The organism is Peribacillus aracenensis, assembly GCF_025175645.1.
GTDB classification, from domain to species: domain Bacteria; phylum Bacillota; class Bacilli; order Bacillales; family DSM-1321; genus Peribacillus; species Peribacillus aracenensis.
In genome coordinates this window covers 59,458-78,032 of sequence record NZ_JANZMJ010000013.1, presented here as the reverse complement: position 1 = coordinate 78,032, position 18,575 = coordinate 59,458, and the positions used below count along the sequence as shown (strand labels likewise).

Annotated in this window: 14 protein-coding genes and 2 pseudogenes; 3 read left to right on the top strand and 13 right to left on the bottom strand. The window is 37.7% G+C overall.

Annotated features, from left to right (window positions below; genetic code table 11):
• Positions 1 to 9: 9 nt before the first annotated feature.
• The 3 genes from N0M92_RS14560 to N0M92_RS14550 all read right to left on the bottom strand — a co-directional run bounded on the left by N0M92_RS14560 (position 10) and on the right by N0M92_RS14550 (position 2,965).
• Positions 10 to 1,626, bottom strand: a complete 1,617-nt coding sequence (locus N0M92_RS14560) for an FMN-binding glutamate synthase family protein (protein WP_260286429.1) — start codon at positions 1,624 to 1,626, stop codon at positions 10 to 12.
• A gap of 47 nt (positions 1,627 to 1,673) precedes the next feature.
• Positions 1,674 to 2,291 (bottom strand): NAD(P)H-binding protein, encoded by a 618-nt coding sequence (locus N0M92_RS14555; protein ID WP_260286428.1) that lies wholly within the window; start codon positions 2,289 to 2,291, stop codon positions 1,674 to 1,676.
• Positions 2,292 to 2,782: 491 nt separating this feature from the next.
• Positions 2,783 to 2,965 carry a YolD-like family protein gene (locus N0M92_RS14550; RefSeq protein WP_076369858.1) on the bottom strand — a complete coding sequence of 61 codons (183 nt, stop codon included), beginning with the start codon at positions 2,963 to 2,965 and terminating at the stop codon, positions 2,783 to 2,785.
• A 508-nt stretch (positions 2,966 to 3,473) separates the two neighbouring features.
• Between N0M92_RS14550 and N0M92_RS14545 the strand changes: the two genes are divergently transcribed.
• On the top strand, positions 3,474 to 3,866 hold the full coding sequence (locus tag N0M92_RS14545; protein WP_260286427.1) for a hypothetical protein: 393 nt from the start codon (positions 3,474 to 3,476) through the stop codon (positions 3,864 to 3,866).
• A gap of 814 nt (positions 3,867 to 4,680) precedes the next feature.
• On the opposite strand, the gene N0M92_RS14540 is transcribed toward N0M92_RS14545, so the two are convergent.
• The 7 genes and pseudogenes from N0M92_RS14540 to N0M92_RS14510 all read right to left on the bottom strand — a co-directional run.
• Entirely contained in the window at positions 4,681 to 5,013 is a 333-nt protein-coding gene (locus tag N0M92_RS14540) for a (2Fe-2S) ferredoxin domain-containing protein (RefSeq protein ID WP_260286426.1), read from the bottom strand.
• Between the two features lie 25 nt (positions 5,014 to 5,038).
• The gene (locus tag N0M92_RS14535) at positions 5,039 to 5,917 is read right to left on the bottom strand and encodes a hypothetical protein (protein WP_260286425.1); all 879 of its coding nucleotides are present in this window, start codon (positions 5,915 to 5,917) and stop codon (positions 5,039 to 5,041) included.
• Between the two features lie 29 nt (positions 5,918 to 5,946).
• On the bottom strand, positions 5,947 to 8,367 hold the full coding sequence (locus tag N0M92_RS14530) for a heavy metal translocating P-type ATPase (RefSeq protein WP_260286424.1): 2,421 nt from the start codon (positions 8,365 to 8,367) through the stop codon (positions 5,947 to 5,949).
• A 186-nt stretch (positions 8,368 to 8,553) separates the two neighbouring features.
• Complete coding sequence (locus N0M92_RS14525; RefSeq protein ID WP_397443856.1) at positions 8,554 to 8,697, bottom strand: cation transporter; 144 nt, start codon at positions 8,695 to 8,697, stop codon at positions 8,554 to 8,556.
• A gap of 103 nt (positions 8,698 to 8,800) precedes the next feature.
• The gene (copZ, locus tag N0M92_RS14520; RefSeq protein ID WP_260286423.1) at positions 8,801 to 9,013 is read right to left on the bottom strand and encodes a copper chaperone CopZ; all 213 of its coding nucleotides are present in this window, start codon (positions 9,011 to 9,013) and stop codon (positions 8,801 to 8,803) included.
• A 121-nt stretch (positions 9,014 to 9,134) separates the two neighbouring features.
• A complete protein-coding gene (locus N0M92_RS14515) occupies positions 9,135 to 9,293 on the bottom strand; it encodes a cation transporter (protein WP_260286484.1) in 159 nt (52 codons plus the stop codon).
• 64 nt (positions 9,294 to 9,357) lie between these two features.
• Positions 9,358 to 9,629, bottom strand: a pseudogene (locus N0M92_RS14510) (metal-sensing transcriptional repressor); the annotation flags it as partial.
• 771 nt (positions 9,630 to 10,400) lie between these two features.
• Here N0M92_RS14510 and N0M92_RS29330 point away from each other — a divergent pair.
• Positions 10,401 to 11,789: a M28 family peptidase gene (locus tag N0M92_RS29330; RefSeq protein WP_311202559.1), complete on the top strand. Its 1,389-nt coding sequence runs from the start codon at positions 10,401 to 10,403 to the stop codon at positions 11,787 to 11,789.
• Between the two features lie 733 nt (positions 11,790 to 12,522).
• On the opposite strand, the pseudogene N0M92_RS14495 reads toward N0M92_RS29330, so the two are convergent.
• The 3 genes and pseudogenes from N0M92_RS14495 to N0M92_RS14485 form a co-directional block, all read right to left on the bottom strand.
• A pseudogene (locus N0M92_RS14495) lies at positions 12,523 to 13,795 on the bottom strand (dicarboxylate/amino acid:cation symporter).
• Positions 13,796 to 13,925: 130 nt separating this feature from the next.
• Complete coding sequence (locus N0M92_RS14490; protein ID WP_260286422.1) at positions 13,926 to 15,587, bottom strand: thiamine pyrophosphate-dependent enzyme; 1,662 nt, start codon at positions 15,585 to 15,587, stop codon at positions 13,926 to 13,928.
• Between the two features lie 59 nt (positions 15,588 to 15,646).
• A complete protein-coding gene (locus N0M92_RS14485; protein WP_260286421.1) occupies positions 15,647 to 16,819 on the bottom strand; it encodes an LL-diaminopimelate aminotransferase in 1,173 nt (390 codons plus the stop codon).
• A 290-nt stretch (positions 16,820 to 17,109) separates the two neighbouring features.
• Here N0M92_RS14485 and N0M92_RS14480 point away from each other — a divergent pair, with 290 nt between their 5' ends.
• On the top strand, positions 17,110 to 17,883 hold the full coding sequence (locus tag N0M92_RS14480; protein ID WP_260286420.1) for an IclR family transcriptional regulator: 774 nt from the start codon (positions 17,110 to 17,112) through the stop codon (positions 17,881 to 17,883).
• Positions 17,884 to 18,575: the final 692 nt, after the last annotated feature.

The window sequence follows — 18,575 nt, the reverse complement described above, 5'->3', positions numbered from 1 at the left end:
CCCAACCCTTTATTTCTCCACTTTTTCCTTATTTCTTAACTTCTCCACTTTTTCGGGAGTGAGGGTGATGTCCCGGACAGGCGAAACTCTTCCCCATTCATCCTTGTGAACGATGTGTTTTCGTTCAAATTTGGTCGGAGTATCTATACCTGCGGCAGCTGCAAGGTTAAATAGCCCCTCGCGGAGTGAAATCACGTAATTGGCGACTCGGTATTGTTTTTCCTCAATAACCAGCCCTTCCTGCAACTTTGAATCAGTTGTGGCTACGCCAGCGGGGCAGTGGTTTGTATGGCAGATTTCAGCCATGATGCAGCCAACGCTTATCATAAAACCACGGGCAATATTGACCAAATCTGCCCCCATCGCTAAAGCGACTGCCACTTTATCTGGAGAAGTCAGCTTGCCGGATGCAATCAGCTTGACCCTGTTACGTACATCATATTTTTTTAACATCTCATCTACAAGTGGCAAAGCTGACATAATTGGCAGTCCGACTGCATCAGCAAGCTCCTGATAGGTTGCCCCAGTTCCACCTTCTCCACCATCCACGGTGATAAAATCCGGCCCTTTACTTGTATCTCTCATGGTTTTCGCCATTTCCTCAAGTGCATCAAGATCCCCCACAACAATTTTGATACCGATTGGCTTTCCGCCTACATCCCTCATCCTTTCCACAAATTCGAACAATTCATTAAAATTCTTGAATTCATAGAACCGGTTTGGGCTGTTGATCGTTCGTCCAGGCTCTACCAGGCGGATTTGGGCAATTTCTTCTGTCACTTTTTGCCCCTCAATATGCCCACCTCTGATTTTGGCACCTTGTGCCAGCTTAATTTCAAATGCCTTTACTTGCTCGATTTCACTTTTCTTCTTGAATTCTTCCCAGGAGAACTCCCCACCTGGTGTCCTTACTCCAAACAGTCCCGGACCGATCTGCATGATGATGTCGGGATTTCCGGAGAGATGGTATTTGGAAAGACCGCCTTCACCGGTATTCATCCATGTTCCTCCTGCAAGGCCTAATCCTCCCGACAGTGCAGTGATGGCATTCTCCCCGAGTGCTCCGTAGCTCATTGCAGACTGTCCTATGAGTCCCTTTAATTTAAATGGATTCTGGCATGTATCTCCTCCGATTATGACAGCATCCTCGTCACGTAAATAGTACGGTTCTATTTGTCTATCTTCCCGATTTTCCTTTCGGGTCAATAGTCCTTCTTCAACTACTTCATATACCTTTGTATTGATTTTTTGGCTATTATCTATTCTCAATTCTTCCCGGAGTTTGGGAAACATGCTATTACGAATATAGTATCCAGCTTCATTGAAGTCACGTTCCGATCCAAATCCGATTAGACGCTCCTTATATTTACCTGCTTTTACAACATCCTCGAATTCCTTTCTTGAGAAAGGGGTGCCTTCATTATTATTTTCAAATAAATACTGCCTAAGTTCAGGTCCTATTTGCTCTGTCATGTATCTAATTCTACCGATTAGGGGGAAATTCCTCAGGATTGAGTGTTGTTTTTGTGTATCATCCTTACGGTAAAAGTACGCTGCGGCCACAGCTGTCCCTAAAACGGCAGATCCTTTTAAAACTGTAGGAAGGTATTTTTTCAACTTGGACATTTTATCACCCTTTGTTTCTTATTTTTTGTGCAAGTTATTCGAACTGTCTATAATCTTTGGAGTGCTTCATGAATCAGAATTTCTCCAGAAGTTACATTGATCGTTTTATTAAATACTTCTTTAGTATCCAGCGCTTCGACCAATACGGAAGCAATATCCTCTTTTGGGATCTCGTCTTTGTCATGCTCAATTGATAGTCCAGCTTCTACCTTACCTATTCCCGGCTTGTCCACAGGCATGCTTGTCCGTATAACCGTATATGTAAACTTTTCCTGTCTTAATAGCTCCTCTGCGTTAAAACGGATTGCACTAGCATCTCCCAATTCATTTGCTCGCATGGCGCTCATGAGAACAAAGCGCTTCACCCCATGTTTCTTAGCAGCCTCAACTGAGTCTATTACTGACTGATGGTCAACCAGTATTGGTTTTCCCTCCCCAGTCCGGGGGCTGGCGCTACTCAAGTAGATTACTGCTTCACAGTCCGAAAAAGCACTGGAAAATTCCCTTCTTTCCAATGAGACCACTGCTGATGCTCCAAGTTTAACCATTTCTTCAACTTTATTTTCAGATCCCACTAGTGCCACCGGGTTATGGTGCCTGTCTGCCAGCTGTTTTATAACGTGCTCTCCCGTCATATCCTCTGTTCCTATTACAAGTACTCTCATTTTAATACCTCCCTACTAGCTTCATACTATCTATTTACCACTTTAAAGTTTAATAAAACACTTAAGCTTCTTCTGCCGTATCGTTTATTTTAACGATACTTTGAAAGTTAATTATTAGAGAAATTCCCGTTTCATCATAATCGGACATCCATTATTACAGAAATATTACAGAGACTGCACGAACTACATTAGTGATTGGAATGAAACATCTCGCCAAGATTTTATTTCGTAAACCATAGTGAAGAAGCATGGAAAAATATAAGAGACTGTCTTTTCAAGTAAGGATACTGCCATCTACAAAGAATAAAACTATATTTATCAATCCGGAAATGAAGAGCCCTATTTTTCAAAACTGAAAAATTACTAACTACAGGAAAGCTAAATGACCCTTTAGCTTTCTATATATATAAAAAGAACCTCTAGTAAAATACTAGAGGTTCAGGATTAATAAATACATTGTAACTTTAATTAATTAAATGAAAGTAATTAAGTTAATATATTTCCATAATACGAGATAAACGAATAGAGAAAATCTTTTGATTTTCATCCTTTAAGGAAAGGGTTTGTTCATGAAGGTTAAGTTTATGCAATTGACCCTTACATGTTTTTAATACTCCTTCTTTATAATAAATGATGGTCGTTATGCCCTTTTTTTTCAACGATTTCAAGATCATCTGATTATCTCCTTTCTGTCTATTCAATTATTTATTAATATTTGTATGATAATTGGTGCAATACTATGAAATCAGTTAAGATATGTATATTATACACTGAAAATCGTAAGCGTTTTCATTACTGTTGTGAACAATTTGTGAAAGTTTGAACATTAGCATATTTTAAGTAAATTAGAATAGTCTAGGAAATGGTAAAACCCATGATAAAAAAATGAATATTAAGTGAATCGGCATTAAATTTCGGTCTAAGTTGGATAAAATTTCAATTTTTTGTATAATCATAGGTGGATATATTTAGTTAGAAGTTCTTGGTAAGTGTCCACTTGTGAAAACCATATTAGGTAAAGCAGCTCTATATTTTCATTTCAAATCTCCCCTTGCCTTTATGTTGTGAAAGACAGTTATATTAATATTTCTACCAAAGAACAAATAGAAAAGTTTTATAAAATCCAAATTTAAAAAACAGTTTAGAATTTCTTAATCTTAATTTAGAAGGAGTTATTTATTAATGAAAAGACCTTTAGGTGTGTCTTTAATTAGTTATTTTTATATTTTAGGTGCTATTTTTTTATTATTGACATCTATTTTCTATGATCCTAATGCAAATCAGATAGGTATAGCTACAAGATTTGGATTATCAAATGTCCCTGAGCAATTAATAAGGGTGATAGTAGCTCTAACATCTTTGATTGTTGTTTTTGGATATATGAGGCTTAAAAAACGGGGCTTTTGGATGATGCTTGCCTATACTTTGTTTTTTCTTTTAATAAGTTTCTCTTTATCATTAACATACAATCAACAACCCTTTACCGGAAATATGATATGGTCGATTATTGTAATTTTATATACAATCTATGTAAATAAATATTTTTATAAAGTAGCTCATGAGTCAATGATATAAATTTTTTAAGATAGAAAAGCATTGTACAATATCCAAGCTGTTTCAAGGTTTTCACTTCGGCTTCTAAGAGGTGCAAAAGAATCCATCTTGTTTTGTCGCTCAAATTATTTGAATAACATAAAGTTTGCTCTAAAAAATTACGAAACAAATAATACTGAGCCGGTATGCTCAATTCCTCTACTTTGTTTATAAATTGATCTTTCCAATCATCTGCTGAATTAATAAACGACATGTTATTTATCCCCCATCGATATTTTCTCTTAGCTGACTGAGGTCTATGAATTAAATTCTACTATAGCCTAGAAACAAGGGGATGATAATAATATTTTTTATGAACTTTTATTAATAGGACCACTACTAAACATTAATCCAAACCTATATTTAAAGTTGTTGCCGGTAAGGTATCCATAAGCATCAGCTAAATCAATTAAAGATAATACTCCTCAAGGAATATTCAGGCCAGATTCACCTTACCAACTCCTTAATTAGTAGCTCAAGGTAACGGGAGCTCGTAATGCAGGCTCCTGTCTTAATAGAATTTAGTAAGCTTCTCCTACCGATTGGACACCTGATCCACTCTAATATCGACAACATCCTACACCCAGACAACAACGGCATTTGTGCATACACTCACCTCCATGAAATGACCACACCACGTATTTATATTCGTGGTGCCGGTTTTGAGCATGCCCAGGATAACATAAATAGCCTTATAACTTTATATTTGAAATTTGTCACTCGACATTAATTACAGTAAAAAAGCGCCCTGCTATACAGAAACGCCTTTTTAGATATTGAGATAAGATGTTACAGTTCATTCACTCTCATTGTTCTTGAATGTTATCCCATCATGGTAATAAAGTTCAGAGCCTAAATGAACAGTGTCATTTTCTTTCAATTGACGAATAAGTTCTTCACTTTTTGTTTTATTCATTTCTTTATACCAGGTTCCTTGTGGATATAGAACAGCGATCGGACCATGCTTGCATTGCCCATTACATAATGTTTTTGTAGTGTGAATCTCCTTTTGCAGCTCTAAGTTTTTCAATTCTTCCCTAATAGTCTCTGTTACTTCTTCTGCTCCATTTTTCGTGCATGTTTTCCCGTTGCAAATTAATAGATGTTTACTAACCCCATCTAAGTTCATAAAAATCCCCCTTTGTTCTTCGTTTTTATTTGACCTCTATAACAAATGGATAGCTATTGACTTTGCCATCAATTTTAAATTCTCCCCACACTTTGTAGATTCCAGGTTTATCAAACTTTGTTTCAAATAGTGCCTTTTCTTCTGATGTAGGATGAACATGAACAAATTTCTCACCCTTATCATCCAAAATAACAACATGCCCTAGAGCACCCAGGTAGGGCTCTGGAGTAATCCCTTTCGTATCAAAACTTAACGTCACTGCTTTGTTTATTCCTAGCTCTGTAGTTGTTAATTCAACTGTTTTTTCATTGATTGTTTTTGTTAAGTTTGTATCAACCTTAAGTGGGTTTTCCTTATGTTCACTATGACTTTTCCCTACCCGCAGCCCTACCGGACTAACCTGATAGGCAAGGTTTTTGGGTTTAATATCAACAAATGCTTTATAAGAGTTATCAGGTAGGTCGAATTTCAGAGTATAAACGCCATTTCCTTTTTCCTCAGGATGTAAATGATAATAATTTTCTAAGTCGGCACTTACAAAAATTAAATGCATAATCTTTTCATGTGATATTTCTAAATTAGGTGAATTTTGATTTTTATCCTTCACATCAATGGTAATTAAACCTTCTTTATATTTTATATTTGTGACCACTTCACTTTCAGAATGAGCTTTATGATCTGATTGCCCTGAATCCTTACCATCACTTTTTTTGCTCGTATGATTATCGATATGTGATTGCTCATTAATAGATTCTTTATCCTCGGCACCCTTTGTTTTTGCCGTATGGGTATCCGAGTGGTCGTTATTACTGTTCAAGCTTGCATATATGGAATAACCGCCAATTACTAATCCAAGATACACAATGGCGGAAATCGCCCAGGTCAACATGTTTTTTTGTTTCATGAAAAAACCCTCTCTTTTAAATAGATAGATTATCCTTTCAACTTAATCCTTTGTAATCTGAGTGCGTTTAAAACAACTGAAACTGAACTGAATGCCATGGCTACTCCTGCAAGCCACGGTGCCAGAAATCCTAGTGCTGCAATTGGAACTCCTATGGCATTATAAGCAAAGGCCCAAAATAAATTTTGCTTGATATTTCGAATCGTCATTTTACTCATAAAGATGGCATCGGCAATACTATTTAAGTCTCCTCTGATTAAGGTAATATCAGCAGCCTCCATTGCTACATCCGTACCTGTACCGATGGCCATGCCAATATCTGCAGTAGCTAACGCTGGAGCATCGTTAATTCCATCACCGACCATTGCCACTATCCTTCCATCCTTTTGAAGCTTTTTAACTTCCTCTGCCTTTCCTTCAGGCAGTACTTCTGCTATAACGTGGTCAATTCCTACTTCATTTGCAATCGCTTGAGCTGTCTGCTTGTTATCTCCTGTAATCATTACAACCTCGAGCCCCATATTTTTTAACCTCTCAATCGCTTTTTGAGAAGTATCTTTAATTGTATCTGCAACAGCAATCACACCGGCAAATTCATGATCAATTGCAACTAGCATTGCGGTCTTACCTTGCTTTTCCAAGTTTTCCATGTTAGCTAATATGTTTCCAACATCAATGTTGTTTTTCTCCATAAGCCGGCGCGTTCCGATAAGCAAGGATTTTGTTTCAACTTTAGACTCGATTCCAAAGCCAGGAATGGCTTCGAAGTGTTCTGAGCTGCCTAGTTCAATCCCTTTTTCTTTAATCCCCTCAACAATCGCCTCAGCTAACGGATGTTCAGAATTTCTCTCTGCAGTACCGACTAACTTTAAAAATTCCTTTTCTTTAAACCCATTTGAGAGAATAACATCTGTAAGTGTTGGTTTTCCTTTTGTTACAGTTCCCGTTTTATCCAGAATCACTGTATCCACCCGATGAGTTGTTTCAAGATGTTCTCCGCCTTTAAATAAAATCCCATATTCAGCTGCTCGACCTGACCCTGCCATAATGGACGTAGGAGTAGCTAGGCCTAGAGCACATGGACAGGCGATAACTAATACGGCAATTAACTTTTCAAGAGCTACTGCAAACTCCCCCGGACTTACAGCAAAGTACCACACAAGAAACGTAATAATCGCTATCCCCACTACAATCGGGACAAATATTCCTGAGATGACATCGGCTAAGCGTTGAATAGGCGCTTTTGATCCTTGTGCTTCTTCGACTACTTTGATAATTTGAGCTAAGGCTGTATCCTTTCCTACCTTTGTTGCCTTAACCTTCAGAAACCCGTTTTTGTTAATGGTTGAGCCAATTACTAAATCTCCTGCTTTCTTATCAACAGGAATACTTTCACCTGTAATCATTGACTCATCCAGGGCAGATCTCCCTTCAAATATTTCTCCGTCTACAGGTACCTTTTCACCTGGTTTAACATAAACGATATCTCCAGCTATTACCTCTTCGATGGGTAAATTGATTTCTTGACCGTCTCTTAGAACTGTGGCTGTTTTGGCTTGCAGACCCATAAGTTTTTTTATGGCCTCCGATGAACGCCCTTTTGCTTTTGCTTCAAATAACTTACCTAATATTATTAATGTAATTAGCACAGCACTTGTTTCAAAATATAATTCAACCATGTGAGCTTCGGACCCTATTGACAAAATGCTTAAATAAACACTATAGAAATAGGCTGCAGAGGTTCCAAGTGCAACTAAAACATCCATGTTTGCGCTTTTATTCCTTAGTGCTTTAAAGGCGCCTACGTAAAACTGACCTCCAACTAAAAATTGAACAGGAGTCGCTAGTGCAAGTTGCACCCATGGATTCATGAACATCTCTGGTAGCCAAATAAAAGATGTAAATTCAAAATGACTGACCATCGCCCAAAGTAAAGGGATGGACAAAATAGAAGAGAATATGAATTTACCTGTTTGTTTCTCAATTTCCTTCTGTCTATGATCAACCTTTTCGCCTGTAGTTTCTTGCTTTTGTTCTAATCGATAACCCAATTTCTTAATGGCATCCTTCATATCCGTGACCGAAACCTCATCAGGATTATATTCTACAAGGGCTGATTCCAAGGCGAAGTTTACAGTTGCATTTTGTATTCCATCTACTTTGTTTAAACGTTTTTCAATCCTGTTAGCACATGCTGCGCATGTCATACCAGATATATCAAATTCCGCTTTTTCACTAACCACTTTATACCCTAAGGATTCCACTTTATCTTTAAGTTGGTTAACACTTGATTTGGATGGGTCAAACGTTACTTTTGATTTTTCTAAAGCAAAATTCACGCTTGCATCCTCTACTCCATCTATTTTTTTGAGACCTTTTTCTATTCTTACTGCACAGGCAGCACACGTCATTCCAGCTATTTGAAGTGTTGTTTCTTTTTTATCGCTCATAACCTTACACTCCTATCACCACATACTATAGTGGGGTATATTTTAGGGAAGAAAACGTGCCGGGACTAGACAGCACGTTTTTTCAATTCCTTAGTAACAACTTTGATCTTTAGGTAATTTACTCAGCTCTACATCATAACCTTGGCCCTCTATAATGTCAGTAATTCCCTTTAAAGAAACTACTTTCTAATCAAATGATACCTCTACTTTTTCTTCATTTAAGTGAACCTTAACAAAATAAACTCCCTTCATTTTTCCTACGTTCCCTTCAATTGAGTGAATACAATGCCCACAGGACATGCCTTTCACTGCTAATATTACATTCTCCATTCTTTTGTCCTCCTTAATTTATGCTACCTCAATAACATAAACCATACCCTGGTATAGTATATTAATTTCTGAAAGAAATCGCGCTTTAATCAGCACGTTCTTATTAATATAATTGTATATCATAACCTTGATCTTCTATAACGTCAGTAATTCCCTTTAAAGAAACCATTTTTGAATTATATGATACCTCTACTTTTTCTTCATTTAAGTAAACTTTTACAAAATGAACACCATTTAATTTTCCTACATTTCCCTCAATTGAATTTATACAATGCCCACATGACATTCCTTTCACTGTTAATACTACATTCTCCATTTCTTACTCCTCCTTATTTTATGTCAGATGATCTATTTTAATAACTAAAAAACCATACCCCTGTATAGTATATGAATTTCTGAAAGAAATCGTGCTTTAATCTGCACGTTCTGTATTAATTTTATTGTACATCATAACCTTGGTCATCAATTGTTTCTTTGATCTTATCGATACTAACTTCGTTCGGATTAAACTCAACACCAACAGTTCCAGAATTTAAGTTTACTTTAACAGTGGTTACTCCAGATAATTCGCCTACATTGCCTTCAATTGAATTTATGCAATGCCCACATTACATTCCTTTTACGTTAATGGTCATTTTTTCCACATCACTTAGTCTCCTTTTATTTTTTCATTAATTTTTGTATTGTCACCATTACCTCATCTAAAATCTCCGTATCCCCTTCTTGAACTTTTTCTAGAACACATGACTTCACGAGCGGCACTATTTAAAGCTGATTGAGTCGCAGATATTTGAATAATGACATCATCACAATACGTATCCTTTTCAATTAATCCTTTTATTCCTCGAATTTGTCCTTCAATTCAATCTTGTTACTAAATTATTTTTCACTTTATCTGAATGATGGCTCTTTCTTTCACCGTCTGATGAGCAGAAAGATCGATCTCAATAATTTTATCAAGACTTTCTGAATTCATCGACATGCTTCACCTCCTTAATAGCATAATACTATACCCCTCTATGGTATGTGAATGGTTTTTTATAAAAAGTTTTAAAATAGGTATTTGACATAGAATTTTATTTACTTTACTACGGTTTGTTCTTAAAAATACTTAAGTGTATCTATACTAACCTATTGCCTATATGACTATATTTTTCATGTTGTTGGTTAAAGATTATTATAAAAACCTTTACCAAAACGAAATTCTGATGAAATCAAAATATACCACCTAAAAGTTATAATCCTTTTAAATCTCACTCTCGATATTCAATAAATCCTTATTCAATAAAACTCCATTATCCTAAAGATACCTTTATTTGACACGTTTTGTGCCCTTTGTGCGTCCGCTTTTGTAAGACCGTCCAAGCGAAAGCGTTCCGCTTCGGCTTTTACCATTGCTTCGATTTATACTTATCGGCATCCGCCTTTCTTCACTTCGGAATCATATTGCTTTTCAAAAGTTAGGTTAATATGAGGTTGGTAGTTTTGATGTTTGATCATTTTTTTAAAATACAATTTATTAACGGCTTCAATACATGATGCGATTCTTCATTAAGAAGGATCGCTTTTTCTTTGCGGCATAATCTTAAGGGAGAGCGGGTGTCAGAAACCGATTGATAGATGGAATTTAAAGACTAATGACTCATTTACAAACTATTCAGATAAATGCATAATTAGGAATATTATGAATAAGGAGGGATTATATGTATAAAAAATCACTAACCGTACTATTAGCTGCGGGTATGGTTCTATCAACTGGTACAGTATTTGCACAAATAAACGGGGCAACAAATGCCCAGTCTGACACTGCTTTTGATAACAAAGTTATCAAAAAAATTAGTGCGGACAATATGTATAATACGATTGCCTATCTATCAGAGCAACCGAGGGCTGCTGGTACAGAAGGTGAGCTCCGTGCAGTCAAATACATAGAAAGTCAGTTTAAGAGTCTTGGTTTTGAAACAAAGATTCAGCCTTTTCCCATCTATGATACGGTGCAAAATGTAAAAGTGAAAATTGGTGACAGTGATTTAGGAGGAACACCGCGTGCCCTTAGCGGCAGTATCAGCGGAAAGGTAACGGCCGAACTTGTTAATGTTGGAAAAGCAAAGCCAGAGGAAGTTGGAGAAAATGTATCTGGGAAAATTGCACTAGTTGAACGTGGGGACATTACCTTTGTTGAAAAGGTTCAGAATGTCCTAAACAAAGGAGCGGTTGGCGTTTTAATGTACAACAACTCACCATCAGGAAATAATTTCGGACAAGTATCAGCGGGGCAAAATATACCTGCTGTAGCCATTACCCAAGCCCAAGGGTTAGAGTTGGTCGAACAGCTTAAAACTAAACAAATCACGTCCACTCTGGAAGTGGGAAAAGCTGAAAGGATCGAAAAGACATCCTACAATGTCATCGCTTCCCTAAAACCAAAAGCCAATAAAGATAATGGTCAAATCGTGACTGTTGGAGCCCATCATGATTCTGTCCCGGGCGGCCCTGGTGCAAACGATGATGCTTCGGGTGTATCAGCTGTCCTGGAACTGGCACGGATCCTGGCCAAAACGCCAATTGACACTGAAATTCGCTTCCTCACGTTCGGATCTGAGGAAAGAGGGCTCGTTGGATCATCCTACTATGCAGATTCCCTTCCCAAAGAGGATGTAGACCGCATGGTGGCTCACTTCCAAATGGATATGATAGGCGGACGTGATGCTGGCGAGGATAATCCTGCAGGCGGTTTGATTATGTATACCATTGATGGAAAGAAAAACCTTGTTACGGACCTGGGCTCCTCAGCAGGTGCCAGAACGATGGATGTTGCGATTCCTTATGGGCAGCTGGGCAGGAGTGACCACCAACCATTCCATGAGCTTGGCATTCCATCCGCCTTGTTTATCCATTCCCCTGTAGAGCCTTGGTATCACCAGCCTACAGATACACTGGATAAGATATCGAAAGAAAAATTGCAGCAAGCTGCTGAAATTGTCGGTGCCAGTGTCTACCAAATTGCCCGTCCGGAAACTCCGGCATTAACAAATGCACATGTAGCTCCTGGCAAGGTAGACTATGATTTTGATGACCGTCCGGTAGATTAAATACTTCATTGTAAGGAAATACGAGATTAATAATGGATTTTGGAGAAAATCAGGAGGGCATCTGTGTAGTTTACAGATGCTCTCTTCTTTTTATCAGCCAGCGCCTTGTGCTTAATTTTTTCACTATTTCTAAGCTCTAAGTCTAGTGAAAATCCTATATGAAATATGTAATAAAACATACATGCTTTCCAACTCCAATATCATTCCCACTGTAAATACTCAATATTATCAGTGTACCTCTCCACTACTACTTCACAGAAATAATTTCAACAATCAATAGATAGATAGAAATCCAAACAGCTCAGACTTTAAAGGATGAGAAATTTATCTTACTGAGGAGCCCTATTTTTTTCAAAGCTGAAAAATAACGAACTACAGGAATGCTATCCTGCTGGGGATCGTTGTAACCCCTGGATCTGCTTTCGGTGCCGGTGGAGAAGGGTATTTCCGAATCTCCCTCTCTGTTCCAACGGTAAGACTGATACCAAATCTATACAAAGAAGCAGCCACAACTCCTTCAAATCAAACGGACAATGTTAATAAAATCACTGTCCGTTCTATTTTTCTATCTATTCATCATCCCCCTAGCACTCTTCCTCTCCATGCAAACGCATACAAAGAAAGATCTAACCCATTTATGGTTAGATCCTTTTGTCTTTTTCATTTTTTAAACAACTTTTTCTATGCAACCTTCTGTGTCAATTCTTCAACAGGTTAAAGAGTATGATTCTTTTTAATCAACTGAAGTTCCAGTTCCTTTTTCAACTAAGACCGGAAAATTTTTGAACAATACGGCTTTTCTATGATCAAAACATCCTTCCCATTTGGATATGGCGATAGTTGCTAATGCATTCCCAATAATATTGACGATTCCGCGTGCCATATCCATAAGCCTATCGACTGCAAGAACCAAAGCTAGACCTTCTACCGGCAATCCAACAGCGACAAGCGTTGCGGATAAAACAGCAAATGATGCCCCAGGTACAGCTGCAATCCCCTTTGATGTTAGCATCAATACAAGAAGTATCGTAAACTGCTCCATAAGTGTTAAATCAATACCATATAACTGTGCGATAAACTTGAACAACCATTGCCTGATATAAAGCTGAACCGTCTAAATTAAATGTGTATCCAGTAGGAATGACAAAAGATACTACAGAGCGATCACATCCAAATCGATTCATTTTATCCATAAGCTGTGGCATTACGGTTTCCGTACTGTCAGTAACGTAACCAATAATTAATTCCTCTTTTAGGTTGCGAATCAGTGTCCACAAATTTACTTTTAAAAGCCATGCGAGGGAACCAAATATAATTACAATAAATACTATAATCGTAATGTGGTTAACGATTAGTAATTTGCCCAACGGAATGAGAGATTTAAACCCAAAGGTCGCAACGGTATTAGCCATTATGGCAAAAACACCGAACGGAGCAAACTTCATTACAAGGTGGACGAAATTAAACATCGTTTCCGAAACCCCTTGGAAAAATTGCAGCACAATTTTTCCTTTGTCTCCTGTGGAAGCCAGCGCGATACCGAACATCACAGCAAAGAATATAACAGGAAGTATTTTCCCTTCCGCTAATGATTTAAAAAGATTAGGTGAAAAAATACCGATTAAAACGTCAATAGGTTTGGTGTCTTCTGCTGTTTGCGTATATTGCTGAATATCGGCCTTTTCCAATTGGCTACTATCGATACCTACACCAGGTTGAGCCAAATTAGTGGCAACTAATCCTACAACTAGGGCTATCGTCGTTAAAATCTCAAAATAAATGATTGTTTTGAATCCTATTTTGCCCATCCGTTTCAAGTTCCCCATGCCGGCAATACTTGAAACAATAACTGAAAATACAAGAGGGATAATAACAATTTTAATCATGTTAATAAAAATCTCACCAAGAGGCTTTACGGCTTGACCATATTGCTTAGACAAAAATCCCAATAAAAGCCCCAACACCATCCCGGCGACAATTTGCCATATTAAACCTTTTTTATTCATAACTTACCTCCTTAATAGTTTTAATATTAGATACCTATGAGGTCCAGCCGTTTTTGGGGAAATTATACATTAAGACTGAAAGCCCTGCTCTACTAGGGAAGAATTCTCTTCTGTATATGAGTGTATTTGTTTAGGCCTTTTGCGTCGACTTTTCACGTATAGAATTAATGGTTGCTTGTACAGAAATACGCTCAGGATTTGTCATGATTTCAATGAGTGTTACTCCTTTAGATTTAAGTGCACGCTCAAGCGTATCTTTAAATTCTTCATCCTTTGTTACCCTAAAAGCTTGAGCTCCTAGGGCAGCCCCTAAAGAAGAAAAATTCACATCACTTAACTCAGTTCCGATCACTCGCTCCGGATAGTGTATTTCTTGATGCATGCGAATCGTTCCATACATACTATTGTTAAATACAAGTGCGATCACTGGAATATTGTAACGGACTGCCGTTTCTAACTCTTGTGTCGTCATCATAAAACCACCGTCACCTGATAATGAAACGACCGTTTTATCTGGATTTGCCAGTTTGGTACCTAAAGCCGCTGGTAAACCATATCCCATCGCACCAGATGTTGGACCAATATATGTTTTAGAACGGTTAAAGGAATAAAAATTGTGTAACCAACTTGCAAAATTACCGGCATCATTCGTAATAATTGCATCCTCTGGAAGTGTTTCCTGAAGAATTCGAATAATTTCCTTATTATCTACACTATGCTCCTTCTCCGCGTCCACTCCGTCTCCAGCATGCTTATATATTTCATTCCTCTCTTTTGCCCATTTAGACCAGCTTTTGTCCACATTCATATCAAGTAATTCTTCTAGTGCTTCCCTTGCATCAGCAACAATACCAACATGTGGACTATACACCTTACCGAGTGTCTCCTCTTCAATATCGATATGAACCAATTTCTGTTCCTGGTTTAGAATGCTATAATCCTGTGTTGTAACCTCAGATAAACGTGTGCCAATTGCCAGCACTAGGTCAGCCTGACGAAGCGTATCGAGTATAGGCACAAATGTGCCAAGTCCAGAGTGACCGACATACAACGCATGATCATTAGGAAACACATCATGACGACGGAATGACGACATTACTGGAATCTCAAATTTTTCTGCCAGTTTACGCAACGCCTGTTCTCCATTTGCTGCAATTACGCCTCCTCCAGCAAGAATAACCGGACGCTCTGATTGTTCCAGTAGTCGTTGAACGGATACGATCTCTTGCGTACCTGGACGTGGTGCCGGAACTGGGGTAACAGGTCCAAAGCTCATTTCCGCTTCTGCTACGAGAACGTCTTCCGGAAGAGCAATGACAACAGGTCCCGGTCGCCCGCTCTTTGCGATGCGGAACGCCCGCTGAACAAGTTCTGGCATACGTTCTACATCATTAATTTCCACGGTCCATTTGGCAATGTGACCGAAAAAACGATCCAAGTCTACCTCTTGAAACCCTTCTCTGCCCCGGAATTTACTATGGACTTGGCCTAAGAAAACAACCATAGGCGTGGAATCCTGGTAAGCAGTATGAATACCAATAGCTAAATTGGCACCACCTACCGCCCGCGTCGCCATGGCGACACCCGGTTTACGCTTCGCTTTCCCGTATGCCTCAGCCATAAAAGCGGCACCGCCTTCATGACGTGTAGAAATCAATTGAATGCTTTCCGTTTCATAAATGCTATCCATTAAAGGTAAATAACTTTCTCCGGGAACGCAGAAAACATGCTCAACACCTTCTAGTTTCATACATTCTACAATTGCACGTGCTCCGTTCATCGATTTTCCCATTGTTTTTCTCTCCTCTTTAGTTTCAATATTTGAAATAGCATTTCATATATAGCGCAGAACTAATCAGTAATCGTTACTTTTGTTTTAATTCGATGTATTGCTTCATACAATCTTTCAGTTGGTACGGATAAAGAGATTCTGAAATATCCCTCTCCGTATTCTCCAAATGCTCCGCCGGGCGTTACAATTACACCGGCTTCTTCAAGTAATTTGGTTGCAAATTCGCTAGAAGTGTACCCTTTTGGTACAGATGCCCAGATAAAAAAACTTCCTTTCGGTGTATCGGATTCAATTCCTATTTCCCGAAGCGCCGCAAGCATTCCTTCCATCCGCTCTATATATATCTGATTGTAATCTTCTACGCAATATTGTTCAGACACAAGTGCAGTGGCAGCAGCTTTTTGAATGGGAAGGAACTGGCTTGTATCCATATTACTCTTCACAACCGATAGCGATTGAAGAGCTTCTTTGTTTCCTACTGCGTACCCAATTCTCCACCCTGTCATGCTATATGTCTTTGAAAGAGAACCAAACTCAACGGCAATCTCCTTTGCGCCTTCTACCTGCAGAATGCTTGGAGCTGTATATCCATTAAATGTAACCATTTGATATGCAGCATCATGTGCAACGACCATTTGATTACGTCGAGCAAAATCCACGGCTCCCTGGAAAAAAGCTAAATCCGCTGTAGCGGCCGTTGGATTTCCCGGATAATTCAAAAACATTAGCTTCGCTTTTTCGACTTCTTGCAAGGGAATTGATGTAAAATCCGGTAGATATCCATTTTCTTTTAATAGCGCCATACTATAAGGAATGCCATTGGCCAGATAAGTAGCCGTTCGATATGTGGGATATCCCGGGTCTGGAAGCAATACAACATCCCCTGGATCAATTGATGCAGTAATAAAATGAGAGATTCCCTCTTTTGAACCGATTAGTGCAAGAATTTCCGTCTCTGGGTCCAAGTCAACATTAAAACGATCTTTATAAAATTGGGCCACCGCTTTTCGGAATTCTAGACAACCACTGTATCCAGGATATTTAAAATTATCCGGGTCTTTCATTTCCTCAATTAATCGATCTACAATGTGCTGTGGAGTAGGCAGATCTGGACATCCAATGCCTAAATCAATTATTTCTACTCCTTGCTCAATTAAATTTTGTTTCTTTTTATTAATCTCATTAAACAAATAAGGGGGGACATTCTTAACACGCTTCGGTTTTATAAACATTTTTTCTCCTTTCTGTGCAATCCCAATTCAATATTCAAAAGGGAATTTTATATTTCATTTCAATTATTGAAACGGCATTTCTTTTTTATAATTTAATAATAAAACAAATAAACTAAATATTCAAAAGTTTTGTAAAATAATGTTATATATTTTTGTTCTTTACCTTTCTTTCATTTTTAATAAATTTCTATTTATCATAATATTACAAAAAAATCGTTTCGATATTTGAAACACCATTTAAAATATGATTAAATATTTGATAGATATGAACCGTTTAAGGGGGGGGAAATATGAACCAAAGTGTAATTAAAGCACTTAAGTTGCTGGATTTTTTTTTAGAAGAAAAAAAAGAGTTAACACTAAGTGAAATAGCAACAAAATCTGATATGCCAAAGCCATCAGCCTATCGATTCCTTACCTCTCTGGAGGTATGTGGTTTTTTGATAAAGACAAAGAATACCGAACAAGATGTTCGCTACCGTTTGGGTCTAAAGCTGCTTGAATTAGGTAATATAGTCTCAGAACAATTAGATTTACGTACCATTGCTTTGCCCTGGATGAGAGAACTTTGTGCTGACATTAATGAAGCTGTACATCTGGTTATACTCGATGGAGATGAAGCTGTATACATCGAAAAAGTAGAAAGCAGCCAAGCGGTACGGCTGCATACAAGGGTTGGGAAACGTTCTGAGTTATATATCGGTTCCGGTCCAAAATTGTTGCTTGCTTATTTGCCCGAGACAGATCGTGAAACTCTTCTGGAAAAAATGACTTTTACTAAATTCACGCCGTATACAATTAAAAATAAAGAAATTCTGTATAAGGAAATTGAACAAATACGGTGTAATGGTTATTCCATTAGTAAGGGTGAGCAGGATGAAGAAACAATAGGTATTTCCTATCCTGTACTTGACTATACGGATAAGGTTGTCGCTGCGCTTACTGTAAGTGGTCCGAATACGAGAATGCAGGAGAAAGTTGAAGAAACTATTCGAAAGAAAACAAAAGAAACTGCCAGTCAAATTTCTCATGAACTAGGATATATAGAAACGGACGTTCTATAGAACAGGATATACTAACCGCTGTTATTTAGAAGAATTTTTTTACGGTGGAAATGACATTAGTTTCATGCTAAAAATGATCGTTTTTGATGAGCTTTTTAGCATACAAGAAAATAAAACGGTTAAATCACCTGACCCAAAATTTTATTACAATGCGTCTTTGTCAGAAAAGGTATTTAATTTAACATTAAACAGAATATGTTAGGAGTTAATGAAGAAAATTATTGAAGTTGCTATAGTGAGGAATCCAAATGTGTTGGTTGAAAATATAAGTGAATATTATATTGCTGATAGTGTCATTTACGATGAATGAATCTTATTTTGTCGATAAAATGTATGATTTTGCATTCAACAAACCATCCTACCTAGCAAAAATAAAACGAGATTTCTCCGCATAGTTGATTTAAATACGTTGACTAGTAGGTCCAAAGAAAAAACTTGGCTTTAAATACGTTACTAAGTTAAAGTATTAAGTCATCCAATTGGTTGTTTATTTTTTCTTTTTAATAAAGCCTAAATTCGTTTCTCTATTACTAAATGTTTGAAACCGATTGACGTTTAACGTCTAATAGGTTTTATTAAGAATGTAAGTTACCTCACAAGTTTTACCTTCACACCTCCCGTGAATACAACTTGATTAAACCTACCTTTACCTTAGTTCGACATTTTATTTTCCTCCCTCACACATCGAAGAA

Excerpts from the sequence above, each read along its gene's own strand:
- N0M92_RS14560 (WP_260286429.1), bottom strand. The coding sequence starts at position 1,626 with ATGTCCAAGTTGAAAAAATACCTTCCTACAGTTTTAAAAGGATCTGCC.
- N0M92_RS14555 (WP_260286428.1), bottom strand. The coding sequence starts at position 2,291 with ATGAGAGTACTTGTAATAGGAACAGAGGATATGACGGGAGAGCACGTT.
- N0M92_RS14550 (WP_076369858.1), bottom strand. The coding sequence starts at position 2,965 with ATGATCTTGAAATCGTTGAAAAAAAAGGGCATAACGACCATCATTTAT.
- N0M92_RS14545 (WP_260286427.1), top strand. The coding sequence starts at position 3,474 with ATGAAAAGACCTTTAGGTGTGTCTTTAATTAGTTATTTTTATATTTTA.
- N0M92_RS14540 (WP_260286426.1), bottom strand. The coding sequence starts at position 5,013 with ATGAACTTAGATGGGGTTAGTAAACATCTATTAATTTGCAACGGGAAA.
- N0M92_RS14535 (WP_260286425.1), bottom strand. The coding sequence starts at position 5,917 with ATGAAACAAAAAAACATGTTGACCTGGGCGATTTCCGCCATTGTGTAT.
- N0M92_RS14530 (WP_260286424.1), bottom strand. The coding sequence starts at position 8,367 with ATGAGCGATAAAAAAGAAACAACACTTCAAATAGCTGGAATGACGTGT.
- N0M92_RS14525 (WP_397443856.1), bottom strand. The coding sequence starts at position 8,697 with ATGGAGAATGTAATATTAGCAGTGAAAGGCATGTCCTGTGGGCATTGT.
- copZ (WP_260286423.1), bottom strand. The coding sequence starts at position 9,013 with ATGGAGAATGTAGTATTAACAGTGAAAGGAATGTCATGTGGGCATTGT.
- N0M92_RS29330 (WP_311202559.1), top strand. The coding sequence starts at position 10,401 with ATGTATAAAAAATCACTAACCGTACTATTAGCTGCGGGTATGGTTCTA.
- N0M92_RS14490 (WP_260286422.1), bottom strand. The coding sequence starts at position 15,587 with ATGGGAAAATCGATGAACGGAGCACGTGCAATTGTAGAATGTATGAAA.
- N0M92_RS14485 (WP_260286421.1), bottom strand. The coding sequence starts at position 16,819 with ATGTTTATAAAACCGAAGCGTGTTAAGAATGTCCCCCCTTATTTGTTT.
- N0M92_RS14480 (WP_260286420.1), top strand. The coding sequence starts at position 17,110 with ATGAACCAAAGTGTAATTAAAGCACTTAAGTTGCTGGATTTTTTTTTA.